The sequence below is a fragment of the Anaerostipes faecalis genome, assembly GCF_018982945.1.
GTDB lineage: Bacteria > Bacillota > Clostridia > Lachnospirales > Lachnospiraceae > Anaerostipes > Anaerostipes faecalis.
Genome location: NZ_JABRXE010000001.1, coordinates 580504 through 602645 on the forward strand (window position 1 = coordinate 580504; position 22142 = coordinate 602645).

Annotated in this window: 23 protein-coding genes; all 23 read left to right on the forward strand. The window is 36.9% G+C overall.

The window, feature by feature from the left end:
* Positions 1 to 2: 2 nt before the first annotated feature.
* The 23 genes from ybeY (at position 3) to tsf (ending at position 22061) form a co-directional block, all read left to right on the forward strand.
* The gene (ybeY, locus tag KTB61_RS02850; RefSeq protein ID WP_216696745.1) at positions 3 to 515 is read left to right on the forward strand and encodes an rRNA maturation RNase YbeY; all 513 of its coding nucleotides are present in this window, start codon (positions 3 to 5) and stop codon (positions 513 to 515) included.
* On the forward strand, positions 512 to 2158 hold the full coding sequence (locus tag KTB61_RS02855; RefSeq protein ID WP_075758753.1) for a putative polysaccharide biosynthesis protein: 1647 nt from the start codon (positions 512 to 514) through the stop codon (positions 2156 to 2158). Before ybeY ends, KTB61_RS02855 begins: the two co-directional genes overlap by 4 nt.
* 147 nt (positions 2159 to 2305) lie before the next feature.
* On the forward strand, positions 2306 to 2845 hold the full coding sequence (locus KTB61_RS02860; RefSeq protein ID WP_075758752.1) for a hypothetical protein: 540 nt from the start codon (positions 2306 to 2308) through the stop codon (positions 2843 to 2845).
* Positions 2846 to 2950: 105 nt separating this feature from the next.
* Positions 2951 to 3319 carry a hypothetical protein gene (locus KTB61_RS02865; RefSeq protein WP_075758751.1) on the forward strand — a complete coding sequence of 123 codons (369 nt, stop codon included), beginning with the start codon at positions 2951 to 2953 and terminating at the stop codon, positions 3317 to 3319.
* Positions 3320 to 3360: 41 nt separating this feature from the next.
* On the forward strand, positions 3361 to 4578 hold the full coding sequence (locus tag KTB61_RS02870; RefSeq protein ID WP_075758750.1) for a BaiN/RdsA family NAD(P)/FAD-dependent oxidoreductase: 1218 nt from the start codon (positions 3361 to 3363) through the stop codon (positions 4576 to 4578).
* A complete protein-coding gene (locus KTB61_RS02875; protein ID WP_216696746.1) occupies positions 4575 to 6164 on the forward strand; it encodes an NAD(P)/FAD-dependent oxidoreductase in 1590 nt (529 codons plus the stop codon). The genes KTB61_RS02870 and KTB61_RS02875 overlap by 4 nt, the downstream gene beginning before the upstream one ends.
* A 23-nt stretch (positions 6165 to 6187) precedes the next feature.
* Positions 6188 to 7045, forward strand: a complete 858-nt coding sequence (gene proB / locus KTB61_RS02880; protein WP_075758748.1) for a glutamate 5-kinase — start codon at positions 6188 to 6190, stop codon at positions 7043 to 7045.
* Between the two features lie 3 nt (positions 7046 to 7048).
* Positions 7049 to 7258: a DUF896 domain-containing protein gene (locus KTB61_RS02885; protein WP_075758747.1), complete on the forward strand. Its 210-nt coding sequence runs from the start codon at positions 7049 to 7051 to the stop codon at positions 7256 to 7258.
* Between the two features lie 13 nt (positions 7259 to 7271).
* Positions 7272 to 8513: a glutamate-5-semialdehyde dehydrogenase gene (locus KTB61_RS02890; RefSeq protein ID WP_216696747.1), complete on the forward strand. Its 1242-nt coding sequence runs from the start codon at positions 7272 to 7274 to the stop codon at positions 8511 to 8513.
* Positions 8514 to 8771: 258 nt separating this feature from the next.
* A complete protein-coding gene (gene rsxC / locus KTB61_RS02895; RefSeq protein WP_075758745.1) occupies positions 8772 to 10088 on the forward strand; it encodes an electron transport complex subunit RsxC in 1317 nt (438 codons plus the stop codon).
* A gap of 13 nt (positions 10089 to 10101) precedes the next feature.
* Positions 10102 to 11052, forward strand: a complete 951-nt coding sequence (locus KTB61_RS02900) for an RnfABCDGE type electron transport complex subunit D (protein WP_075758744.1) — start codon at positions 10102 to 10104, stop codon at positions 11050 to 11052.
* Positions 11045 to 11656 (forward strand): RnfABCDGE type electron transport complex subunit G, encoded by a 612-nt coding sequence (locus KTB61_RS02905; RefSeq protein ID WP_075758743.1) that lies wholly within the window; start codon positions 11045 to 11047, stop codon positions 11654 to 11656. Before KTB61_RS02900 ends, KTB61_RS02905 begins: the two co-directional genes overlap by 8 nt.
* A 1-nt stretch (position 11657) precedes the next feature.
* The gene (rsxE, locus tag KTB61_RS02910) at positions 11658 to 12359 is read left to right on the forward strand and encodes an electron transport complex subunit RsxE (RefSeq protein ID WP_075758742.1); all 702 of its coding nucleotides are present in this window, start codon (positions 11658 to 11660) and stop codon (positions 12357 to 12359) included.
* Positions 12360 to 12370: 11 nt separating this feature from the next.
* Positions 12371 to 12946 carry an electron transport complex subunit RsxA gene (gene rsxA, locus KTB61_RS02915; protein ID WP_075758741.1) on the forward strand — a complete coding sequence of 192 codons (576 nt, stop codon included), beginning with the start codon at positions 12371 to 12373 and terminating at the stop codon, positions 12944 to 12946.
* A gap of 12 nt (positions 12947 to 12958) precedes the next feature.
* Positions 12959 to 13777 carry an RnfABCDGE type electron transport complex subunit B gene (locus tag KTB61_RS02920; RefSeq protein WP_075758740.1) on the forward strand — a complete coding sequence of 273 codons (819 nt, stop codon included), beginning with the start codon at positions 12959 to 12961 and terminating at the stop codon, positions 13775 to 13777.
* A gap of 101 nt (positions 13778 to 13878) precedes the next feature.
* Positions 13879 to 14127, forward strand: a complete 249-nt coding sequence (locus tag KTB61_RS02925; RefSeq protein WP_075758739.1) for a YlmC/YmxH family sporulation protein — start codon at positions 13879 to 13881, stop codon at positions 14125 to 14127.
* Positions 14128 to 14176: 49 nt separating this feature from the next.
* Positions 14177 to 14626: a transcriptional regulator NrdR gene (gene nrdR / locus KTB61_RS02930; RefSeq protein ID WP_075758738.1), complete on the forward strand. Its 450-nt coding sequence runs from the start codon at positions 14177 to 14179 to the stop codon at positions 14624 to 14626.
* 64 nt (positions 14627 to 14690) lie between these two features.
* Positions 14691 to 16217, forward strand: a complete 1527-nt coding sequence (locus KTB61_RS02935; protein WP_075758737.1) for a YifB family Mg chelatase-like AAA ATPase — start codon at positions 14691 to 14693, stop codon at positions 16215 to 16217.
* Complete coding sequence (gene dprA, locus KTB61_RS02940; RefSeq protein WP_075758736.1) at positions 16207 to 17301, forward strand: DNA-processing protein DprA; 1095 nt, start codon at positions 16207 to 16209, stop codon at positions 17299 to 17301. The genes KTB61_RS02935 and dprA overlap by 11 nt, the downstream gene beginning before the upstream one ends.
* A 46-nt stretch (positions 17302 to 17347) precedes the next feature.
* A complete protein-coding gene (gene topA, locus KTB61_RS02945; protein WP_075758735.1) occupies positions 17348 to 19447 on the forward strand; it encodes a type I DNA topoisomerase in 2100 nt (699 codons plus the stop codon).
* Between the two features lie 14 nt (positions 19448 to 19461).
* Positions 19462 to 20229 (forward strand): GTP-sensing pleiotropic transcriptional regulator CodY, encoded by a 768-nt coding sequence (codY, locus tag KTB61_RS02950; RefSeq protein ID WP_075758734.1) that lies wholly within the window; start codon positions 19462 to 19464, stop codon positions 20227 to 20229.
* 155 nt (positions 20230 to 20384) lie between these two features.
* The gene (gene rpsB, locus KTB61_RS02955) at positions 20385 to 21104 is read left to right on the forward strand and encodes a 30S ribosomal protein S2 (RefSeq protein WP_192846092.1); all 720 of its coding nucleotides are present in this window, start codon (positions 20385 to 20387) and stop codon (positions 21102 to 21104) included.
* Between the two features lie 27 nt (positions 21105 to 21131).
* On the forward strand, positions 21132 to 22061 hold the full coding sequence (tsf, locus tag KTB61_RS02960) for a translation elongation factor Ts (RefSeq protein WP_075758733.1): 930 nt from the start codon (positions 21132 to 21134) through the stop codon (positions 22059 to 22061).
* Positions 22062 to 22142: the final 81 nt, after the last annotated feature.

The window sequence follows — 22142 nt, forward strand, 5'->3', positions numbered from 1 at the left end:
TTATGAGTATAATATTAGAAAATGAATATCAGGGTAAAATTGATATTCCTTATGAAAAAATTGCACATGAAGTAATTGAGGCAGCTATAGATTATGTTGAATGTCCTTATGAATGTGAAGTTAATGTATTATTAGTTGATAATGATACCATTCATCAGATCAATAAAGAACAAAGAGAAATTGACAGACCGACAGATGTATTATCATTTCCGATGGCAGATTATCCGGCACCGGGGGACTTTTCAGAAATTGAAGAAGATGATATGCTGTTTCATCCCGAAACCGGGGAGTTTCTTCTTGGAGATATTGTGATATCAATGGATAAAGTATGGGAGCAGGCAGATGCATACGGTCACAGTAGAGAAAGAGAATATGCTTTTCTGATTGCCCACAGTATGCTGCATTTGTTTGGATATGACCATATGGAAGAAGATGAACGAAAAGAGATGGAGGAAAAGCAGGAAGAAATTCTTGTAAAAACCCGATATACAAGAGATGAAAGAGGTTTAGTATGAGTAAGAGCAGAAAAAATTCATTTTTAGTCCAGGGAATGATTTTAGCAGGAGCATCCATAGTTTGCCGTATCATTGGATTATTATATCGCAGCCCTCTGTTTAGCATTATTGGCGAAGAGGGAATGGGATATTATAGCTTTGCTTATAATATTTATAATATTATCCTGCTGATTGCATCTTTTAGTATTCCGCTGGCTGTATCAAAAGCAATTGCTGCAAGATTAGCCAAGCGTGAATATATTAATGCACAACGTATTTTTCGCGGAGCTTTGATTTATGCGGTTATAGTAGGTGGTGCTGCCTCTTTGATAGCGTATTTTGGAGCACCTTATTTTGTAGGACACCAGAAGGGAGCACAGCTGGCACTGCAAACCATATCACCGACCATATTCTTTTCTGGAATTCTTGGCGTATTTCGCGGATACTTCCAAGGACATAATACTATGGTTCCTACTTCGATTTCGCAGATCATTGAGCAGATTTTAAATGCTATTTTCAGTATTTTAATGGCTTATGTATTAATTTTACCATATCTGCCATCAAAAGAAATTACCTATCAGATTGCCAGACATGGTGCTGCCGGAAGTGCCATTGGTACCGAAGTAGGGGTTTTAACAGGACTTGTATTCTGCGTGATTGTGTACAAGCTATATCAGCCGAAAATCAAAATACAGATGCGTCATGATCGGACAAAATATGTAGAATCTTATGGAAATGTACTAAAAATTCTACTGCTGACCATTACACCTGTTATTTTTAGCACTGCCATTTATAATTGCAGTGCAACCATAGACCAGACCATTTTTAGTAATATTATGGCAGGAAAAGGTATGGTGCCCAAAACAGTTTCTTCTGTATACGGTATTTTTGCAGGGCAGTACAATGTATTGATCAATGTTCCTGTAGCTATGGCTTCCGCTTTATCCAATGCCATTGTTCCAAATGTGTCTGGTGCATATGCTTTGGGAAAAACCGATAAAATGAATGATAGCATTCAGATGGCAATTAAAGTTACTATGATGATAGCTATTCCATGTGCTGTCGGGCTTGGAGTTTTAAATGGACCAATCAATGGACTGCTTTTTGGTGCAAAATACGGAAAAGGACTTGGTGCAAATATGTTAAGAGTAGGGGCTGTATCTGTTATCTTCTATTGCTTATCGACCCTCACCAATGGAATTCTTCAAGGTATGGGAAAAATGAAAGTTCCAGTAAGACATGCGGCAATATCAGTTGTTGTGAATATTGTTGTTTTGTGGGCGCTATTAAGTTTTACAAACTGCAAAACTTATGGATTGGTATTTGCAACAATGGCATTTTCTTTTGTAATGTGCATTTTAAATGCATTGTCCATTAAAAAATATACAGGTTTTAAACAGGAATTTTCTAAAACCTTTATTAAACCGGGAATTGGTGCAATTATAATGGGGGTTGTAGTTGGTATCGTTCGTTTTGTACTAATGAAAGTTCTTCCATTTGGACGTCTGGGCTTTGCGGTTTGTCTGGTAATTGCAATTCCGGTGGGAGTCATTGTATACTTTGCTGCAATCATTGGAATGAAAGTATTTACGGAAGAAGAACTACGTAATGTGCCAAAAGGACATTTGATTATTAAATTTGCAAAAAAACTAAAATTATTATAAAGGAAATAAAACACGTTTCTAAATTGTAATATTCAGAAAAACGTAAGATTTATTACAATAAATAGTATGTTTTCCCAGATAAAATGGTATTACTAGATAAGGAAAAATAATTGCCAGGACGTTAGATGATGTCCGAAGGGGGATAGTATGATGAAGAAACGTGTTATTTATTTAAGTTTTGTATTAATAAGCCTGTTTGCGATCGTTTTCTTGTCCTTTTTTTATCTGCCGGAATTAATATTAAGGGAACGTATCCATATCAAGATCTATTTAACTGTAAATGGAAAAGAGTGTGATACCATATCGACTTTATTTCTTAGAAGTCAATTTGAGGGGGAAAAGTCAGATAATGAATTTGTTGTAAAAGAAAAAGACGGAGCATACTATTTCGATTTATCTGGAAGAAAGCAGGGGAATTATAATATCAAATTTCAATGCGATTCAGATACTTATCAGGGGAATTTTAAAAAAGTCCCTATTCTTGGAATCAGTTATGACAAATTAAAGAGCTGGTATGTTTCAAATATTGAATGTAATATTGATTTACGAAAAGAAGATGGCAAATGGATTGCAGCCTACGATGTTGATTATACGGAATTGGGACGTGGAAATAAGAATTCCTATATAGTTCGAGATAATAAAGTTCTTATAAACGGAGGCAATTCTCTGATTTGCTTTGGAATATAGTATAGTACAATGGTGTGTGGAAGTGGGTAGAATGAAAATATTTCACTTCCCTTTTTGTATATTTTATATTATTTGGGGGGACACTTAAGCAAAAGGAGTGTTTCTATGAATAAAATTAATCGATTTTTACTTATATATATGCTTGTAATTACAGGCCTTTGCGGATATATGTATTATGTGGCTTTTTACCGGAAAGATATGGAAAAGGAAAAATTAATTCATCAGGTTCAATCTACTATAACTCAACAGGAAAAAGAAGAAAAGAAAATTGAAAAAAAGGCAAAAACAACTTATGGGCTGGATGTAAGAGATGGGAATCTGGTAGTAATCAATAATCAGACAAAAGAAGTATTTGAATATACAGATTTGAAAAAGGATGAACTGCCTCAGGATGTTTTAAAACTTTTAAAGGGGAAAAAAATATTTAGAACCCGTGAAGAAGTGTATCATTTTCTTGAGTCTTGCAGCAGTTAGCATTATAATAAAACGTAATAGACATAAATGGGAGGAAATAAATGAAGTATGATGTAATAATTACAGGTGGAGGTGCATCTGGAATGATGGCTGCGATTTCAGCAGCGTCCAATGGAAACAGAGTGCTTCTTTTAGAACGAATGGATAAGCTGGGGAAAAAAATCCTTGCTACAGGTAATGGAAGATGTAATCTTTCCAATGATCATATGGATCAGATGTCATATCGAGGAAATCTTCCGCATTTTCCATACGGAATGCTAGAGATGTTTGGTCTGCCGGAACTAATCCGTTTTTTTGAATCACTGGGAATGCTGATGACTCAACAGAACGGATATTATTACCCGGCATCTTTTCAGGCTTCCACTGTTGTAGATGTTCTGACTGCCAAAATAAACAGTTTAGCAATTGATGTTATAACAGGGTTTGAGGTCCAAAAAGCAGAGAAAATTAAAGATACATTTTATGTCTATGGCAACGAAAAAACTTTTCAGGGGAAAAATCTGATTCTTGCCACGGGAGGATGTGCCCAGGAGAAGCTTGGAAGCAACGGAAGTGGTTATAAGCTTGCAAAAGGATTTCATCACAGAATCACAGACACCTTTCCTGCACTGGTTGCATTAGAAGGAAAGGGAAATTATTTTTCGTTGATTTCTGGGGTAAGGAATGTGTGCAGACTCAAAGTTTTTGCCAATAACGAATTGATTGCAGAGGAATATGGAGAAGTTCAGTTTACTAAATATGGAATATCAGGGATACCTGTTTTTCAGATCAGTCGGTTTGCCATCGATGCACTGAGGAGGAGAAAAAAGGTTAAAATTTTTCTAGATCTCATGCCGGATCAAATGACCCTGCAGGAAACGGCAAGGCTGTTTTTAAAGAACTGTCAGTATAAGACAGTAGAAGAGTTTTTTCAGGGATTTTTAAATAAGAAGCTGGTTTTTGGCATTTTGAAACGTTTAAATGTCTCACCTGATAAATCTGTAAAGAAAATGACGGAAGATGAGTTTCATCGTATTATAGGAATGATACAGTCGTTTGAAATTGAAATCATCGGTTATAAAGGCTTTGATATGGCTCAGGTTACCGCTGGAGGTGTATCAACAAAGGAAATTATCCAGGGAACTCTGGAATCAAAAATATTGAAAGGACTATATGTAACTGGTGAACTGCTGGATGTAGATGGCACGTGCGGGGGATATAATCTGCAATGGGCATTTACATCCGGATTTATTGCAGGAAGCCAGATAGGAAAAATATGATCAGAATCAATCAGATAAAGCTGCCGGTAAATCATAGTAAGAGGCAGCTGGAACAAAAAATTAAAAAGGTATTACATAATATTCAGATTAAGAGCTGGACTATTCAAAAGAAATCCATTGATGCCAGAAAAAAGGATGCTATTTTATATGTTTATGCTGTTGATGTGGAGATGGGGCATGAACAGGAAACATTATTTTTAAAGAAAAATAAAAATCGAAATATTATCAAGGTTCAGCAAAAAAAATATTGTTTTCCGGTAAATAAAAGAAAAACAAAAAATCCACCTGTAGTGATCGGTATGGGACCTGCAGGTCTTTTTGCAGCTCTTATGCTTGCGCGATCAGGAATGAATCCTGTTGTACTGGAACGAGGACAGTCTGTGGAGCAAAGAACAGCTGATGTGGAACATTTTTGGAAAACAGGAAAGTTAAATACTGAATCAAATGTTCAGTTTGGAGAAGGAGGAGCCGGTACTTTTTCTGATGGAAAACTGAACACACTGGTCAAGGACAAATTTGGAAGAAATCATTTTGTTCTGGAAACATTTGTTGAGTTTGGTGCTCCTGAGGAAATATTATATGAAAACAAACCACATATTGGAACAGATTTATTATGTCATGTTGTTGCCAATATGAGACATGAAATAGAGAGACTGGGAGGACGGGTGCGTTTTGGGGCTAAAGTTTCCGATTTTATAATAGATAAGGATGTTATTAAAGGGGTTATTATAAATGGTCGCGAAAAAGTACCTGCAGATGCTGTCATACTTGCACCAGGACATAGTGCCAGAGATACTTTCTATACTCTTCTGGAAAAGGGAATGAATATGACTGCCAAGGCATTTGCCATGGGTGTCAGAGTAGAGCATCCGAGAGAGATGATCAATCAGTCGCAGTATGGTGATGATTATGAAAGGCATGATCTTCCTACCGCATCTTATAAGCTTACATACCATGCACAAAATGGAAGAAGTGTTTATTCATTTTGTATGTGTCCAGGAGGCTTTGTTGTAAATGCGTCTTCTGAGGAAGGGCATTTAACTGTAAACGGGATGAGTAATCATGATCGTATGGGATCCAATTCCAACAGTGCCATTATTGTGAGTGTTACTCCAGATGATTTTGGTAATAACAGTCCCCTTGCAGGCGTGGAATTTCAGAGAAAATGGGAAGAAAAAGCTTTTCAGGCAGGAAACGGGAAAATACCGGTACAGCTTTTAGAAGATTTTAGAAAAAACAGGATTTCTCAAGAATATGGGGAGATTCTTCCAAATTCCAAAGGAGAAACCATTTTTGCGAATATAAGAGAATGTCTTCCAGAAGAAGTGTCAGAGGCTATCTGTGAGGGTATGGAATATTTTCAGAGGAAGATTCAGGGATTTAACAGAAATGATACTGTTTTATCGGGAATTGAAGCCAGAACTTCTTCACCGGTACGTATGGAAAGATCCAAAGACTATCAAAGTAATATCAGAGGATTATATCCCTGTGGTGAAGGAGCAGGATATGCAGGAGGAATTACTTCTGCAGCAATGGATGGAATAAAGGTTGCAGAAGCATTGGTAAACAGTGTAAAATACCTTTAAATGCAGGTTACAAGGAGAGAAAGATGAACTATCGTGAAAAACTCAGAGATAAAAAACGAATTGTAGTAAAAGTGGGAACTTCTTCTTTAATTCACAAAAGCACTGGAAATATTAATCTGTTTCGTCTGGAAAAACTGGTCAGAGTGCTGACAGATTTACATAATAGTGGGAAAGACGTTATACTTGTTTCTTCCGGGGCAATTGGTGTAGGATTTAAAGCATTGGGATTATCAGGACGACCAGAGTCATTGCCGATGAAACAGGCATGTTCTGCAGTTGGACAGGGGCAGCTGATGATGATTTATCAGAAACTTTTTGCAGAATATAATCAGGGATCTGCACAGATTCTTATTACAAAAGAAACAATGCTTAATGATGAAAGAAGACGCAATGCAAAAAATACATTTGAGCAGCTGCTTAAACTGGGTGTGATTCCAATCGTAAATGAAAATGATACGGTTTCAACTGAAGAAATTGAATTTGGAGATAATGATACATTATCTGCAGTGGTAACAGCTGTGGTACAGGGTGATCTTTTAATTCTTCTAACAGATATAGATGGATTATATACTGACGATCCCCATAAAAATCCGGAGGCAGAATTGATTTCTGAGGTTCCGGTAATCAATGATACAATTGAAAACATGGCAAAAGGAGCAGTGACAAAGGTTGGAACCGGCGGAATGGCTACGAAGATTGCCGCGGCTAATATTGTAACAGATGCCGGAGCAGATATGATCATTTTAAATAGTGACAATTTGAATAATGTAAATAAAGTGATGGCTGGAAATAATCTTGGGACTTTATTCCTGGCTCATAAAAGAGAAGATTTTAATTTTAAGACATATCTGACAGAAAGACCATATTTTAAGAAAGGCTGAGAAATGGACGAGAAGAAAATTCAAAGAATCAATGAATTATATCATTTGGAAAAATCTGTAGGATTAACTGCAGAGCAAAAAAAAGAACAGAAGAAACTGCGGGCAGAATATATTCAGTCTGTTCGTGCTAATTTAAGAGGGCAGTTAAATAATATCAGTATCCAAAATGAAGATGGTACTATTACGCCACTTCGCCCTAAAGGAAAACATTAAGAGGAGGAAAATTATGTTAGAGCAGTTAGGTAAACAGGCAAAAGAAGCAGCAGCGATTCTTGCAATAGCCGGGACACAGGAAAAAAACAGCGTTTTAAAAGAAGTAGCGAAAAGTCTTGTGGAAAATCATGATTATATTCTTTTGGAAAATGCAAAAGATGTAAAAGCTGCAAGAGAAAATGGAATGACAGAAGCGTTAGTTGACCGTCTGACTCTGACGGCAGAACGTATTGCAGGAATGGCAGAAGGACTTCGCCAGGTATCTGATCTGGGAGATCCTATTGGAGCGGTAGAACATATGCAGCGAACTCCAAATGGTCTTCTAATAGGAAAAAAGGTAGTCCCATTGGGGGTTGTAGGTATTATTTATGAATCCAGACCAAACGTTACAGCTGATGCATTTGCCCTTTGCTTTAAAACAGGAAATGCATGTCTGCTTCGCGGAGGCAGTGATGCATTGAATTCTAATCTTGCCATTACAAATGTGATTCAGAAGACACTGGAAATATGTGGAATGCCAAAGTACAGTATTCAGCTTCTTACGGATACCAGCAGGGAAACTGCCACAAAAATGATGCAGTTAAATGAATATCTTGATGTTCTGATTCCAAGAGGTGGAGCCGGGCTTATACAGGCGGTGGTAAAAAACAGCACAGTTCCGGTTATTGAGACTGGAACAGGAAACTGTCATGTTTATGTAGATGAATTTGCACAAAAAGATATGGCGGTAAAAATAATCGTGAATGCTAAAACCCAGAGATTAGGAACATGTAATACATGCGAGTCACTGGTTTTACATAAAAATATTGTTAAGAGTCATGGACCGGCTATTATCGAGGCGTTGCTGGAAAAAGGAGTTCAGATTCGAGGCGACAAAGAGATTTGTGCATTAAATTCATCTGTGATTTCCGCTGTGGAAGAAGACTGGGGAACAGAATATCTGGATGCAATCATTTCAGTTAAGACAGTGAATGATTTTGATGAGGCAATTGCTCATATTAATCATTATAATACCGGACATTCCGAAGCAATTGTGACAGATTCCTACCAGAATGCGCAGGCATTTCTTGAAAAAATTGATGCAGCAGCGGTATATGTCAATGCTTCAACGCGTTTTACCGATGGTTTTGAATTTGGTTTTGGTGCTGAAATCGGAATCAGTACCCAGAAAATACATGCACGCGGACCAATGGGATTAAATGCTTTAACTACAACAAAATTTATTATTTATGGTAATGGACAGATTAGAAAATAAAACTATTGAAAAATTTTTTAAATTGTGTTATATTTCCATATGTGCAAAGGAGTTTTCATGTTTCTAGGTGGAAACTCTTTTTGTTTTGGGAAATAATTCCAAAAAATATGGGATTAAAACCACAATCAGATATCATAAGAAGTTTATCGAAAAGAAAAGAAAATTGTTTGAAATCCAGTACATTTGTTGATTTTCCTTAAGAAAAAACTTATGATATAGTTTAATGGAAAAATAATGAATAAGAAAGGAAGGCTTAAAATGGCATTGTTTACATTTAGCGGTGGAGTTCATCCGGATGATGGAAAAGAATATGCAAAAGATTCACCTATCACCGAATATCTGCCAAAAGGAGATGTTGTTTTACCTGTAGGCCAGCACATTGGCGCCCCTGCGAAACCAATCGTAAACAAGGGTGACAAAGTACTTGTAGGTCAGAAGGTTGCAGAAGCTGGTGGATTTGTATCTGCAAATATTTTCAGCTCTGTTTCAGGAACAGTAAAAGCAATTGAACCGAGAATTACTCCAGCAGGAGCGAAAGTAAACTCAATTGTAATCGAAAATGACGGAGAATTTAAAGAGGTTGCGTTCGAGACAAAACCTTATGAATCCATGTCAAAAGAAGAAGTACTTGGAGCAATCAAAGAAGCAGGAATTGTTGGACTTGGGGGTGCTGGATTCCCTACGCATGTAAAACTTGCTCCAAAAGATCCAGAGGCAATTGAATATATTATCGTAAATGGTGCAGAGTGTGAACCTTATATTACCGGAGATTACCGTATTATGATGGAAACACCTGAATTATTGATCGAAGGATTGAATATTGTCCTGGATATGTTCCCTAAAGCAAAGGGAATTATCGGAATCGAAGATAATAAAAAAGATGCAATTGCAAAAGTAGAAGCACTTGTAAAAGGAGATTCACGTATCAGTGTTGCCTCATTAAAGACAAAATATCCTCAGGGAGCAGAACGTTCTCTGATTTATGCAACAACAGGAAGAAGTATTAATTCAAGTATGCTTCCAGCTGATGCAGGATGTATCGTTGATAACGTTGCAACAATCGTAGCAATTAAAGAAGCAGTTAAAGATGGTAAACCATTATACCAGCGTTTAGTAACTGTAACAGGAGATGCAATTGCAAATCCAAGCAACTTTATGGTTCGTACAGGTACAAATGTCAATGAACTGATTGAAGCTGCCGGTGGATTTAAAGTTCAGCCGGAAAAGATTATCTCCGGAGGACCTATGATGGGTATGGCAATGTTTACTACAGATGTTCCTGCAGTCAAGACATTTTCATCATTCCTTGCACTTTCAAAGGATGAGGTTGCTGCCAATGAGCCAAGTAACTGTATCAGATGTGGCCGCTGTGTCAGAGTCTGTCCACAGAAACTGATGCCAGCAAAATTATCTGTTCTTGCAGACAACAACCAGTTTGATGAATTTGAAAAGCTCTATGGAGCAGAATGTGTAGAATGTGGATGCTGTTCCTACATTTGTCCTGCAAAACGTAATCTTGCACAGTCAATGAAAACAGGACGTAAACAGGTATTAGCAAACCGTAGAAAGAAATAAAGGAGAGATACATATGAGCGAATCATTATATCATGTGTCTGCCAACCCTCATGTAAGAGATAATGGCTCAACACAGAAGATTATGCTGGATGTAATAATTGCATTATTACCCGCTACTATTTTTGGTATCTATATCTTTGGTGTTCCTGCGGCAATTACAATTGCAATTACGGTTGTTACTTGTGTTGTAGCAGAATATGCATACCAGAAACTTATGAAACAGCCGGTGACTATCAGTGATCTTAGTGCTGTTCTTACCGGATTATTACTTGCGTTAAACCTGCCTGCAGAAGTTCCTTTCTGGCTTCCAATCTTAGGTGGTATTTTTGCAATCATTGTCGTAAAACAGCTTTTCGGTGGCTTAGGACAGAATTTCATGAACCCTGCACTTGGTGCAAGATGTTTCCTGATGATTTCCTTTGCTGCAAGAATGACAACATTTACATATGATGGTGTGACAACAGCAACACCTATGGCAGCATTAAAAGCAGGAAAAACTGTAGACGTATTAAAATTATTTGAAGGGTTCATTCCAGGTACTATTGGAGAGACTTCTGCAATACTGCTGATTATTGGAGGAATTTATCTTGTTATCCGTAAAGTTATTTCTCCAATCATTCCATGTGTCTATATCGCAACAGTAGCAGTGTTTGTGGCGCTGTTTGGAGGACATGGACTGGATATTAACTTTATTGCTTCTCACTTATTTGGTGGAGGACTTATGTTAGGTGCTATCTTTATGGCAACAGACTACGTAACATCCCCGATTACAGATAAGGGAAAAGTAATCTATGCATTACTTCTCGGTATTCTTACCGGAACATTCCGTCTGTTTGGACCAATGTCTGAAGGAGTATCATATTCCATCATTATTGCGAACTTACTTGTTCCGTTGATTGAGAAAGTAACCGTTCCTACTCCATTTGGAATCGTTAAAGCAAAAGGAGGTAAGAGCAATGAATAAGAATCTGATTACAGATTGTATCAAATTATGTGTTATCACTCTGATTGCCGGTCTCCTTCTTGGATTTGTATATAACATTACAAAAGCTCCGATTGCAGCCCAGGAAGAAAAGACAAAACAGGAAGCTTATAAAGCAGTATTTGCTGATGCAGCAAAATTTGAAAATGTGAAGTTAGATCAGAAAGAAGTTGCGAAAGTATTAAAAGCAAATGATCTTGGTCAGAACACAATCAGTGAAGCAGCAAAAGCAGTAGACAGCAATGGAAAAGAACTTGGTTATGTATTTTCTGTCACAAATCCGGAAGGATATGGCGGAAATGTATCATTATCTGTTGGTGTTCGTAATGATGGAACAGTAAATGGATATGAAACATTATCTATTAGTGAAACAGCCGGACTTGGTATGAAAGCTACAGAAGATGAGTTCAAAAGTAATTTCAAAAATAAAAAAGCAGATAAATTTGAAGTTGTAAAAGATGGTTCTGGAAAAAATGATGATGCAAAAGTTGATGCTATCAGTGGTGCAACAATTACAAGCCGTGCTGTAACAAGCGGTGTCAACAGCTGTGTTGCATATGCAAAGAGCCTGAAGGGAGGTAAGTAAGATGAAACCAAATCCAATAGAACGTTTGATTAATGGTATCGTAAAAGAAAACCCAACCTTCGTATTAATGTTAGGTATGTGTCCGACACTTGCTGTAACAACATCAGCAATCAATGGTGCAGGAATGGGCTTATCAACAACAGCTGTATTAATGTTTTCCAATCTGATTATTTCAGCATTAAGAAATATAATTCCAGACAGAGTCAGAATTCCAGGATATATTGTTGTTATCGCTTCCCTGGTAACAATTGTTCAGTTTTTACTTCAGGGTTATGTGCCATCTGTAAATGCAGCATTGGGACTTTACATTCCTCTGATCGTAGTTAACTGTATCATCCTTGGACGTGCTGAATCATTTGCAGCAAAAAATGGTCCTATTGTATCATTTTTTGATGGACTTGGAATGGGACTTGGTTTTACTATTGCATTGACATTAATCGGTGCTTTCCGTGAATTACTGGGAGCAGGACAGATTTTTGGAATGCAGGTTATGCCAGCATCCTATGAACCAATTACAATCTTTATTCTTGCTCCAGGAGCATTCTTTGTATTAGCTTGTCTGGTTGCAGCTCAGAATAAGATCAGAAGTAAAAAACCTGGAAAGAAAGCACCTGCATCTACAGGATGTGGAGATTGTGCCAACTGTGGAAATAGTGCATGTGGCTCCAGAAGCTTTTTTGATACAACAGTCGATGATAAATAAGGAGGATTATTATGAAGGATTTATTGTTAATTGCCATTGGGTCCGCCCTGGTAAATAACGTCGTATTAAGCCAGTTCCTTGGTTTGTGTCCTTTCCTTGGAGTTTCTAAAAAAGTTGAAACTGCTGGCGGAATGGGTGCAGCGGTCATCTTCGTTATTACCATCGCATCAGCCGTAACTAATTTAATTTATTCGTTTATTTTAGTTCCAACAGGACTGGAATATCTGCAGACTATCGTATTTATTCTGGTAATTGCAGCATTAGTACAGTTCGTAGAATTAGTATTGAAAAAATCCATGCCGGCATTGTATGAAGCATTGGGAGTATATCTTCCTCTGATTACAACAAACTGTGCTGTACTTGGTGTGGCTTTAACTAATGTGCAGAACAGCTATAGTTTTGTTACCAGTGTTGTAAATGGTATTGGTACTTCCATTGGATTTACCGTTGCTATCGTAATCCTGGCTGGTATTCGTGAAAGAATGGAACATAATAATATACCGGAATCTTTTAAAGGAATGCCAATTACTCTTGTAACTGCAGGGTTGATGGCAATTGCTTTCTTTGGATTCTCAGGAATCATATAGGAGGTAGTAGGAATGGACGTTACAGCAATTATTCTTGCGGCCGTCGTTGTAGGAGGAACTGGACTGGTAATTGCCATCTTACTTGGAATTGCCTCTGAGAAATTTAAAGTTCCTGTTGACGAAAAAGAAGTCGCAATCAGAGCAGAACTTCCTGGAAACAACTGTGGTGGATGTGGCTATGCAGGTTGTGATGGCCTTGCAAAAGCAATCGCAAATGGTGAAGCACCGGTTAACGGATGTCCTGTTGGTGGACCAGCAGCTGCAGAAAAAATCAGTGCAATCATGGGAGTTGAAGCAGGAGAATTTGTAAAGAAAGTGGCATTTGTAAAATGTGCCGGAACTTGTGAAAAAGCAGCTGATAAATATAAGTATAGTGGAACACAGAGCTGTATTGAAGCTATGACAGTGCCAGGTGCGGGACCAAAAGCCTGCGAATATGGATGTCTTGGTTTTGGAAGCTGTGCAAATGTTTGCCCGGAAGATGCAATTTCTATTGTAAACGGAATTGCTTATATTGACAAAGAAGCATGTGTTGCATGTGGTAAATGTACAGAAATCTGTCCGAAAGGATTGATTGAGCTTGTACCATATGATAAAAAATGTAAAGTACAATGTAGTTCTAAAGACTTTGGAAAAGCCGTTATGTCTGTATGTAAGGCCGGATGTATCGGTTGTAAAGCCTGTGAAAAGGCTTGTAAACTGGGAGCTATTACCGTTGAAAATAATATTGCCAAGATCGATTATGACAAATGTGTTGGATGCGGATTATGTGCAAATAAATGTCCAAAGGGCATTATTACAGGAAAAAAAGAAGTTAAGAAAGAAGCCTAGACTTTTGAGATGTCTGGGTGCACAAGACAGGGAGAATTTTCTTCCTGTCTTTTTGTATAAGATGCTTTGGTTTTGAATATAAATGAAAAAAAGGTGTTTTTATGAATTTTCTTGAGCTGCGGCAAAAGGATGTAATCAATTGTAAGACTGGAGAAAGACTTGGTTTTGTGATTGATCTGGAATTTGAGCTTGAAAACGGATGTATATGCTTTTTAATTGTTCCAAAAGCGGAAAAACTAATCCGTTGCTTTGGAAAAAATCAGATATATAGAATACCATATAAAAAAATTGTCAAAATTGGGCATGATACAATTCTTGTAGATATAAATGAAAAAGAATGTTTGAAGTAGAATATAAAAAATGTTATACTGCAAGCAAAAGAAACGGAGGTAGCGAAAGATGAAGTGTCCATATTGTGGAAGTGAAAGTTCCAGAGTTATTGATTCAAGACCAGCGGACGATAATAATGCCATTCGTCGGAGAAGACAATGTGATGACTGCAGTAAACGTTTTACCACATATGAAAAGATTGAAACAGAGCCATTATCAGTAATCAAAAAGGATAAAACAAGGCAGTTATATGATAGAAACAAGATACGTCATGGAATTGTTCAGTCATGTCATAAATTACCTATTTCCATGGCTCAGATTGATCAGGCAGTGGATGAGATTGAGACAAAGATTTTTAACCTGGGATTCAGGGAAGTTGAAACATCTCTTATAGGAGAAATTGTCATGGACAAAATCAAAGATCTGGATGAAGTGGCATATGTGCGTTTTGCTGCAATCTATCGCGAATTTAAAGATGTAAATACTTTTATGAATGAATTAAAGAAGCTCTTGAAATAATTTCCAATTATGGTATGATAATCCTATCATTTTGGAAAACCTTCCTGAGAAGAAGGAGTCAGTTATGATTTATCAGGAAGTGCAAAGTGGCATTGTTTCAGGTGTCACGGGACATTTAATTCATGTAGAAGTTGAAATCAGAAATGGTCTTCCCTATTTTACTATGGTAGGCTATTTATCCAAGGAAGCCGCAGAGGCAAGAGAGCGAGTTGCCTCTGCACTTCGATCTATCGGGCATCCATTGCCATCTATGAAAATCACAGTTAATTTATCCCCTGCAAATATCAGAAAAAGCGGCACAGCATTTGATTTTCCTATTGCTGTAGCCTTTTTAGCATGTCTGGGCTTAATACCATCCGATCAATTACATAACTTTTGTGTGCTTGGAGAACTGGGTCTTAATGGGAGAATTCATGGTGTTGGAAATTGTCTTCCCATTATTTTAGAAGCAAGGAAGCAGGGAATAAAGAAATTTTTTGTTGCAGAAGATGATCGAGATTCTCTGGATTCCATTGAAGGAATTGAAATATTTTATATGAAAACTCTGGAAAATGTCATAGACTTTTTTCATGGAAAACTTAAAAAGAATCATTTCAAAAGAAAGATAGAATGGGAGAACAGAGAGTATCCTGAAGACTATATTGATATAAAAGGTCAGGAACATTTAAAACGTGCCATTGAGATCGCAGTGACCGGAAAACATCATATGTTAATTGCAGGGTCACCAGGTTCAGGCAAGACAATGGCAGTAAAAAGAATTCCTTCTATATTATATCCATTAACAGATGATGAGAGATTGGAAGTACAAAGTATATATGATGCAACAGGTGTTCCAAGGAATATCATGGATACAGACAGGCCTTTTCGAATTCCACATTCATCTATTTCTAAGGCTGCTTTTACAGGAGGAGGGAAAAATCCAAAGGCAGGAGAAATTACACTTGCGCATCTGGGAATTTTATTTTTAGATGAAATGATGGATTTTCGGACTGAATGTCTGGAAGCTTTAAAGCAGCCATTGGAAGATAATGAGATTATTATGAATCGTCTTGGGAAAAACTACATATTTCCAGCGGATTTTCAATTAATTGGTATCATGAATCCGTGTCCTTGCGGATATGGACTGGAAGAAGGAAAATGCAGGTGTTCTTACTACGAAAAACGGAGATATCTGAAGAAATTATCAGGGCCTCTTCTGGATAGGTTTGATATGATATTATCTGCAGTGGAAGAAAAGACAGCTATAGAAATTAATCAAAGTGAATCATCGAAAACCATAAAGAACAGAATTGTTGAAAATGTAAATAAAGAGAAACAGCTGCTAAGAAAAACAGGATATTCTTTTTTTAGTGAAATAAAAGCTTTTGATATGAAGAAACTATGTAATATATCAAAAGATGGAGAAGCTCTGATTTGTAATATTTACAAAGATGGAAAGATTTCTAAGAGGGGTGTTGACAAAATAAAAAAGTTATCAATGACCATTGCACTTATGGATGACCAGGAACAAATTCAGCCATATCATATCATAGAGGCTTTATCTTATCGAAATGATAGCTTTTTAAAAGAGGTGCTTGGCGATGACAGATAAATTATATTGGTATTGGTTTTCAGCTTTGTCTGGTATCAGTTCCGTAAAACAGCATCAGCTCATGGAGATTTTCTGTCATCCCAGAGAATTATTTTTGGTAAAACCTAATATAATAGAAGAAAAGTTTTCAAAAAGCCAACTGGAGACATTTATAAAAACAAGAAATATATCTTTTATTCAAGAACAATATGAGCAATTAGAAAAACAGGAAATTATATGTACTATGTTTCAGGAAGCGACATACCCGTCGCGTCTAAAAAAAATCTACGATTTTCCTTATGTATTTTTTCAAAAAGGACAACCTTATAAAGAAAAGTCTCTTAATATAGCAATCGTTGGTACAAGGTTTCCTACATCTTATGGAATAGAAATTGCCAGGAGATTTGCTAAGGAGCTGGCATCTTATAACGTTGGGGTCATAAGTGGACTTGCAAAGGGAATCGATGGAGCAGCTCATAGAGGAGCAATGTCTCAAACCGGAATGACAACAGGTATTCTTGGGTGTGGAATTGATAAAATTTATCCAAAAGATAATTATCAGTTATTTCATGAAATGTATTTAACCCAAACAGTCCTATCAGAATATCCACCTGGAGTACCTCCATATTCATGGAATTTTCCAAAAAGGAACAGACTGATCAGTGGATTAAGTGACGGAGTTGTTGTTGTAGAAGCTGAGAAAAAAAGCGGTTCATTGATTACAGCAGACTGTGGACTGGAACAAAATAAAGAGATATTTGCAGTGCCGGGACCGGTTACACAAAAAAAGCATGAGGGTTGTCATAGATTGATAAAAGAAGGTGCAAAGCTAACAGAATCTGTTGAAGATATTCTGACAGAATTCCCGGATTTCACAAAATATTCAGGAAATTTCAGTCAATTTATGGGAAAATGTCTTGCGGTTACAGAAAAAAAGGTGTATGATGTGTTAGATTTGTATCCGAAACATTTAAATGAAATCGTATATTTATCAGGGCTATCATTTGAAAAAACCCTGGAAGTATTGTTTCATTTGGAATCGGATGGCTATGTGAAACAGGTACACCATAATATATATATAAGATGTGAGATGCCAACTGTTTAGAAGGAGGCATTCTTGAATAAAAATCTTAGCAAGGGGTAAGTATAATATGCCAAAATATCTAGTAATCGTTGAATCACCAGCGAAAGCAAAAACAATTAAAAAATTTCTTGGTAAGAATTACGAGGTAATTGCATCAAACGGACATGTCAGGGATCTTCCGAAAAGTACCTTGGGAATTGATCTGGAAAATGATTTTGAACCAAAGTATATTACCATCAGAGGAAAGGGAGAGGTACTGGCAACTCTTCGTAAAGCGGTGAAAAAAGCTGATAAAGTTTATCTTGCAACTGACCCGGACCGTGAGGGAGAGGCTATTTCCTGGCATTTATATCATGCATTAAAGCTTGAGAATAAAAACTGCAGTAGAATTACCTTTAATGAAATAACAAAAAATGCAGTAAAAGATTCTATCAAACATGCCCGAGAGATTGATATGAATCTTGTAGATGCCCAGCAGGCGAGAAGAGTATTGGACCGTATTGTTGGATATCAAATCAGTCCTATTTTATGGGCTAAGATCAAAAGGGGGCTCAGTGCAGGAAGAGTGCAGTCTGTAGCACTTCGTTTGATTTGTGACCGGGAAGAAGAAATCAGTCTTTTTATTCCTCAGGAATACTGGTCATTGGATGCTTTACTGGATATGAAAGGCAGTAAAAAACCTTTAGTTGCAAAATTTACAGGAACAAAGGATAAGAAGCTTGAGATACACAGTAAAGAAGAACTTGATAGAATTCTGAATGACCTGAACGGAAAAGATTTCAAGGTGGATTCGGTCAAAGTCACTGAACGTTTAAAGAAAAATCCTCTTCCTTTCACTACAAGTACTTTACAGCAGGATGCTTCCAGCAAGTTGAATTTTCCAACTCAGAAGACCATGAGGATTGCTCAGCAGCTGTATGAAGGTATAGACATTAAAGGAAAAGGAACCGTTGGTCTTATAACTTATCTTCGTACAGATTCCACACGTATTTCTGAAGAAGCAGATACCAATGCAAAAGAGTATATAGCAAAAACATATGGTGAAGCATATGTTGGTAATGGAAATATATCTAAGAAAAACGATAAAAAGGTTCAGGATGCCCATGAAGCTATCCGTCCAACCTATATGGAGAATTCTCCTGCAAGTATAAAAGATCAGCTGTCCAGAGATCAGTTTCGTCTGTATCAGCTGATTTGGAACCGATTTATTGCAAGCCGTATGGCACCTGCAAAGTATGAAAATACTTCAGTAAAAATCAGTGCAGGTGAATATCGTTTTTCAGCATCAGCTTCAAAAATTGTTTTTGATGGATATTTATCTGTTTATAATATAAATAATGAGAAATCTGAAGGAAATGTTATGTTAAAATCCATTGATGAAGATACACAGCTGTCATTAAATGATTTTGAAAGCAAGCAGCATTTTACTCAGCCGCCAGCACATTATACAGAAGCTTCCCTGGTTAAAACTTTAGAAGAACTGGGAATCGGTCGTCCAAGTACCTATGCACCAACTATTTCAACCATTGTTGCAAGACGTTATGTTGTAAAAGAAAAGAAAAATCTTTATGTAACAGAACTTGGAGAAGCCGTAAACTCAATGATGAAAAAAGCATTTTCTTCGATTGTAGATGTGAATTTTACGGCAATGATGGAAGGCCTTCTTGACATGGTAGAAGAAGGAAAAGTTCATTGGAAATCTATTATTGAGAACTTCTACCCTGATTTTAACATTGCTGTAAAAAATGCAGAGAAAGAACTGGAAAAAGTTGATATTGCAGATGAAGTTACAGATGTTATCTGTGATCAGTGCGGAAGAAACATGGTAGTAAAATATGGTCCATATGGTAAATTTCTTGCCTGCCCGGGATTTCCTGAATGCAGAAATACAAAACCGCATTTTGAAAAAGTAGGAGTACCATGCCCGATCTGTGGCGGTGAAGTTGTTCTAAAGAAAACGAAAAAAGGCCGCAAATATTATGGATGCGAAAATAATCCGGAATGTGATTTTATCTCATGGCAGAAGCCATCTACTGTAAAATGTGAGCGTTGTGGAAGTTATATGATTGAAAAAGGCAAGAAGCTTGTTTGTTCAAACAAAGAATGTGGTTATGTATGTAACCGTCCAGATGAAGAAGAGGTTTCTAAAGAAGTTTCCGCCAAATAAGGAGAGTATATAAAATGAGTAGTATACAGTTATTAGATAAAACAAGAAAAATCAATAAACTGTTGCATAACAATAATTCCCAAAAAGTGGTTTTTAACGACATTTGTAAAGTGCTGACAGAAGTTATGGATTCCAATGTTCTTGTAATCAGTAAAAAAGGGAAAATTCTTGGAAAAAACGAGGAACCTCATATTGAGGTGCTTCATCAGCTGATTTCAGGAAATGTAAAGGATTATGTGGATCATTATCTGAATGAGAGACTGCTGACAATTCTATCAACAAATGAAAATGTCAGCTTGTCAACTCTGGGCTTTGAATCAGATATTGATGATTATTTTGCAATCATTGCTCCAATTGATATTGCAGGAGAAAGATTTGGTACATTGTTTATGTATCGCCAGAATAAACAGTATTCTATTGATGATATTATTCTTGCAGAATATGGAACAACCGTGGTTGGACTTGAGATGCTTCGTTCCGTCAGTGAGGAGATGGAAATGGAGCGCAGAAAGAAACATATTGTTGATTCAGCAATCAGTACTTTATCTTTTACAGAACATAAAGCAGTCATACATATTTTAGAAGAGCTGGATGGAAATGAAGGTATTCTGGTGGCAAGTAAGATTGCGGACCGGTTTGGAATTACAAGATCTGTTGTAGTTAATGCACTGCGTAAACTTGAAAGTGCCGGTGTTATTGAGACAAGATCTTCTGGAATGAAAGGAACATACATAAAGGTAACCAATGATTTCGTATTTGATGAAATCACAAAACAAAGATAATGATGTTATCAGACAGGAAAATACTTGCAATTAAGCAGAAGGTCTGATATACTGTCATAGGTAAAAATAAACACGCTGTTGGAATTTCGGTAAGTGCCGACAGGTTTGCCGAAACGATGAAAGCAGCGGAAGCACAAACTAAAGGAGATTTTATAATGAGCGTAATTTCAATGAAACAGTTACTTGAAGCAGGTGTTCATTTCGGACATCAGACAAGAAGATGGAACCCTAAAATGGCACCATACATCTACACAGAACGTAACGGAATCCATATCATCGATTTACAGAAATCTGTTGGAATGGTTGACGATGCATACAATGCAGTAAAAGACTGTGTAGCTCAGGGTGGAAAAATTCTGTTTGTAGGTACAAAAAAACAGGCACAGGATTCTATCCAGGCAGAAGCTGAACGTTGTGGAATGTTCTACGTTAACAACAGATGGTTAGGTGGAATGATGACCAACTTCAAGACAATTGAATCAAGAATTGCAAGACTTAAGAAAATCAAAGAAATGGAAGAAGACGGAACATTTGATGTACTTCCAAAGAAAGAAGTTTTAGAACTTAACAAAGAAAAAGACAAATTACAGAAGAACTTAGGCGGAATCGAAGAAATGGGTGGACTTCCAGACATGATCTTTGTTGTAGACCCTAAGAAAGAAAGTATCTGTGTTCAGGAAGCACATACTTTAGGAATTCCTCTTGTTGGAATCGCAGATACAAACAGCGATCCTGAAGAATTAGATTATATCATCCCAGGAAATGATGATGCTATTCGTGCAGTAAAACTGATTACATCTGCAATGGCTGATGCTGTTATTGAAGCTAACCAGGGAATTGATGCTGAAGCTGAAGAAGCTGCAGAAGAAGAATAATTTTAATTTGTTTAGGAGGAAGAAATCATGGCTATTACAGCAGCAATGGTAAAAGAATTAAGAGAAATGACCGGTGCAGGTATGATGGATTGTAAGAAAGCTCTTACAAAAACAGAAGGAGATATGGATGCAGCGGTAGAATTTTTAAGAGAAAACGGTCTTGCTAAAGCAGCTAAAAAAGCTGGACGTATTGCAGCAGAAGGATTAGTTGCAGTTGCAATGTCTGATGATGCAAAAGAAGCAGCAATTGTTGAAGTTAACTCTGAAACAGACTTTGTTGCTAAGAACGAAACATTCCAGGCATATGTTGCAGAAGTTGCAGATCAGGCTCTTACAACTGGTGCAGCAGATCTTGAAGGATTCATGGCAGAAGAATCTAAAGCAGAAGCTGGAAAAACTGTAAAAGAAGCATTAGACGGAAAAATCGCTGTAATTGGTGAAAACTTAAATATCCGCAGATTCAGCAAAGTTGCAGCTGAAGATGGATTTGTTGCTTCTTATATTCACGCTGGTGGAAAAATTGGTGTATTAGTTGAAGTTGCTACAGATGTAGTAAATGACGAAATCAAAGAAATGGGTAAAAACGTTGCAATGCAGGTTGCAGCTATTGCTCCTAAATACACAAGCAGAGATGAAGTTTCTAAAGACTATATCGATCATGAAACAGAAATCTTAAAAGTTCAGGCTATGAATGAAAACCCAGACAAACCAGAAAACATCATCGAAAAGATGATCATTGGTCGTCTGAACAAAGAATTAAAAGAAGTATGTCTTTTAGATCAGGTTTACGTTAAAGCAGAAGATGGAAAACAGGCTGTTGGAAAATATGTACAGCAGGTTGCTAAAGCTAACAATGCTAACGTAACAATCAAAGGATTCGTTCGTTTCGAAACAGGTGAAGGAATCGAAAAGAAAGAAGAAAACTTCGCTGAAGAAGTTGCAAAACAGATGCAGTAACTCATAAATATATATAATTTTATGTATATATCGTAGAAACCACGTATTTAAGCCATTTTTAAAGCTTTTTAATCAATATAT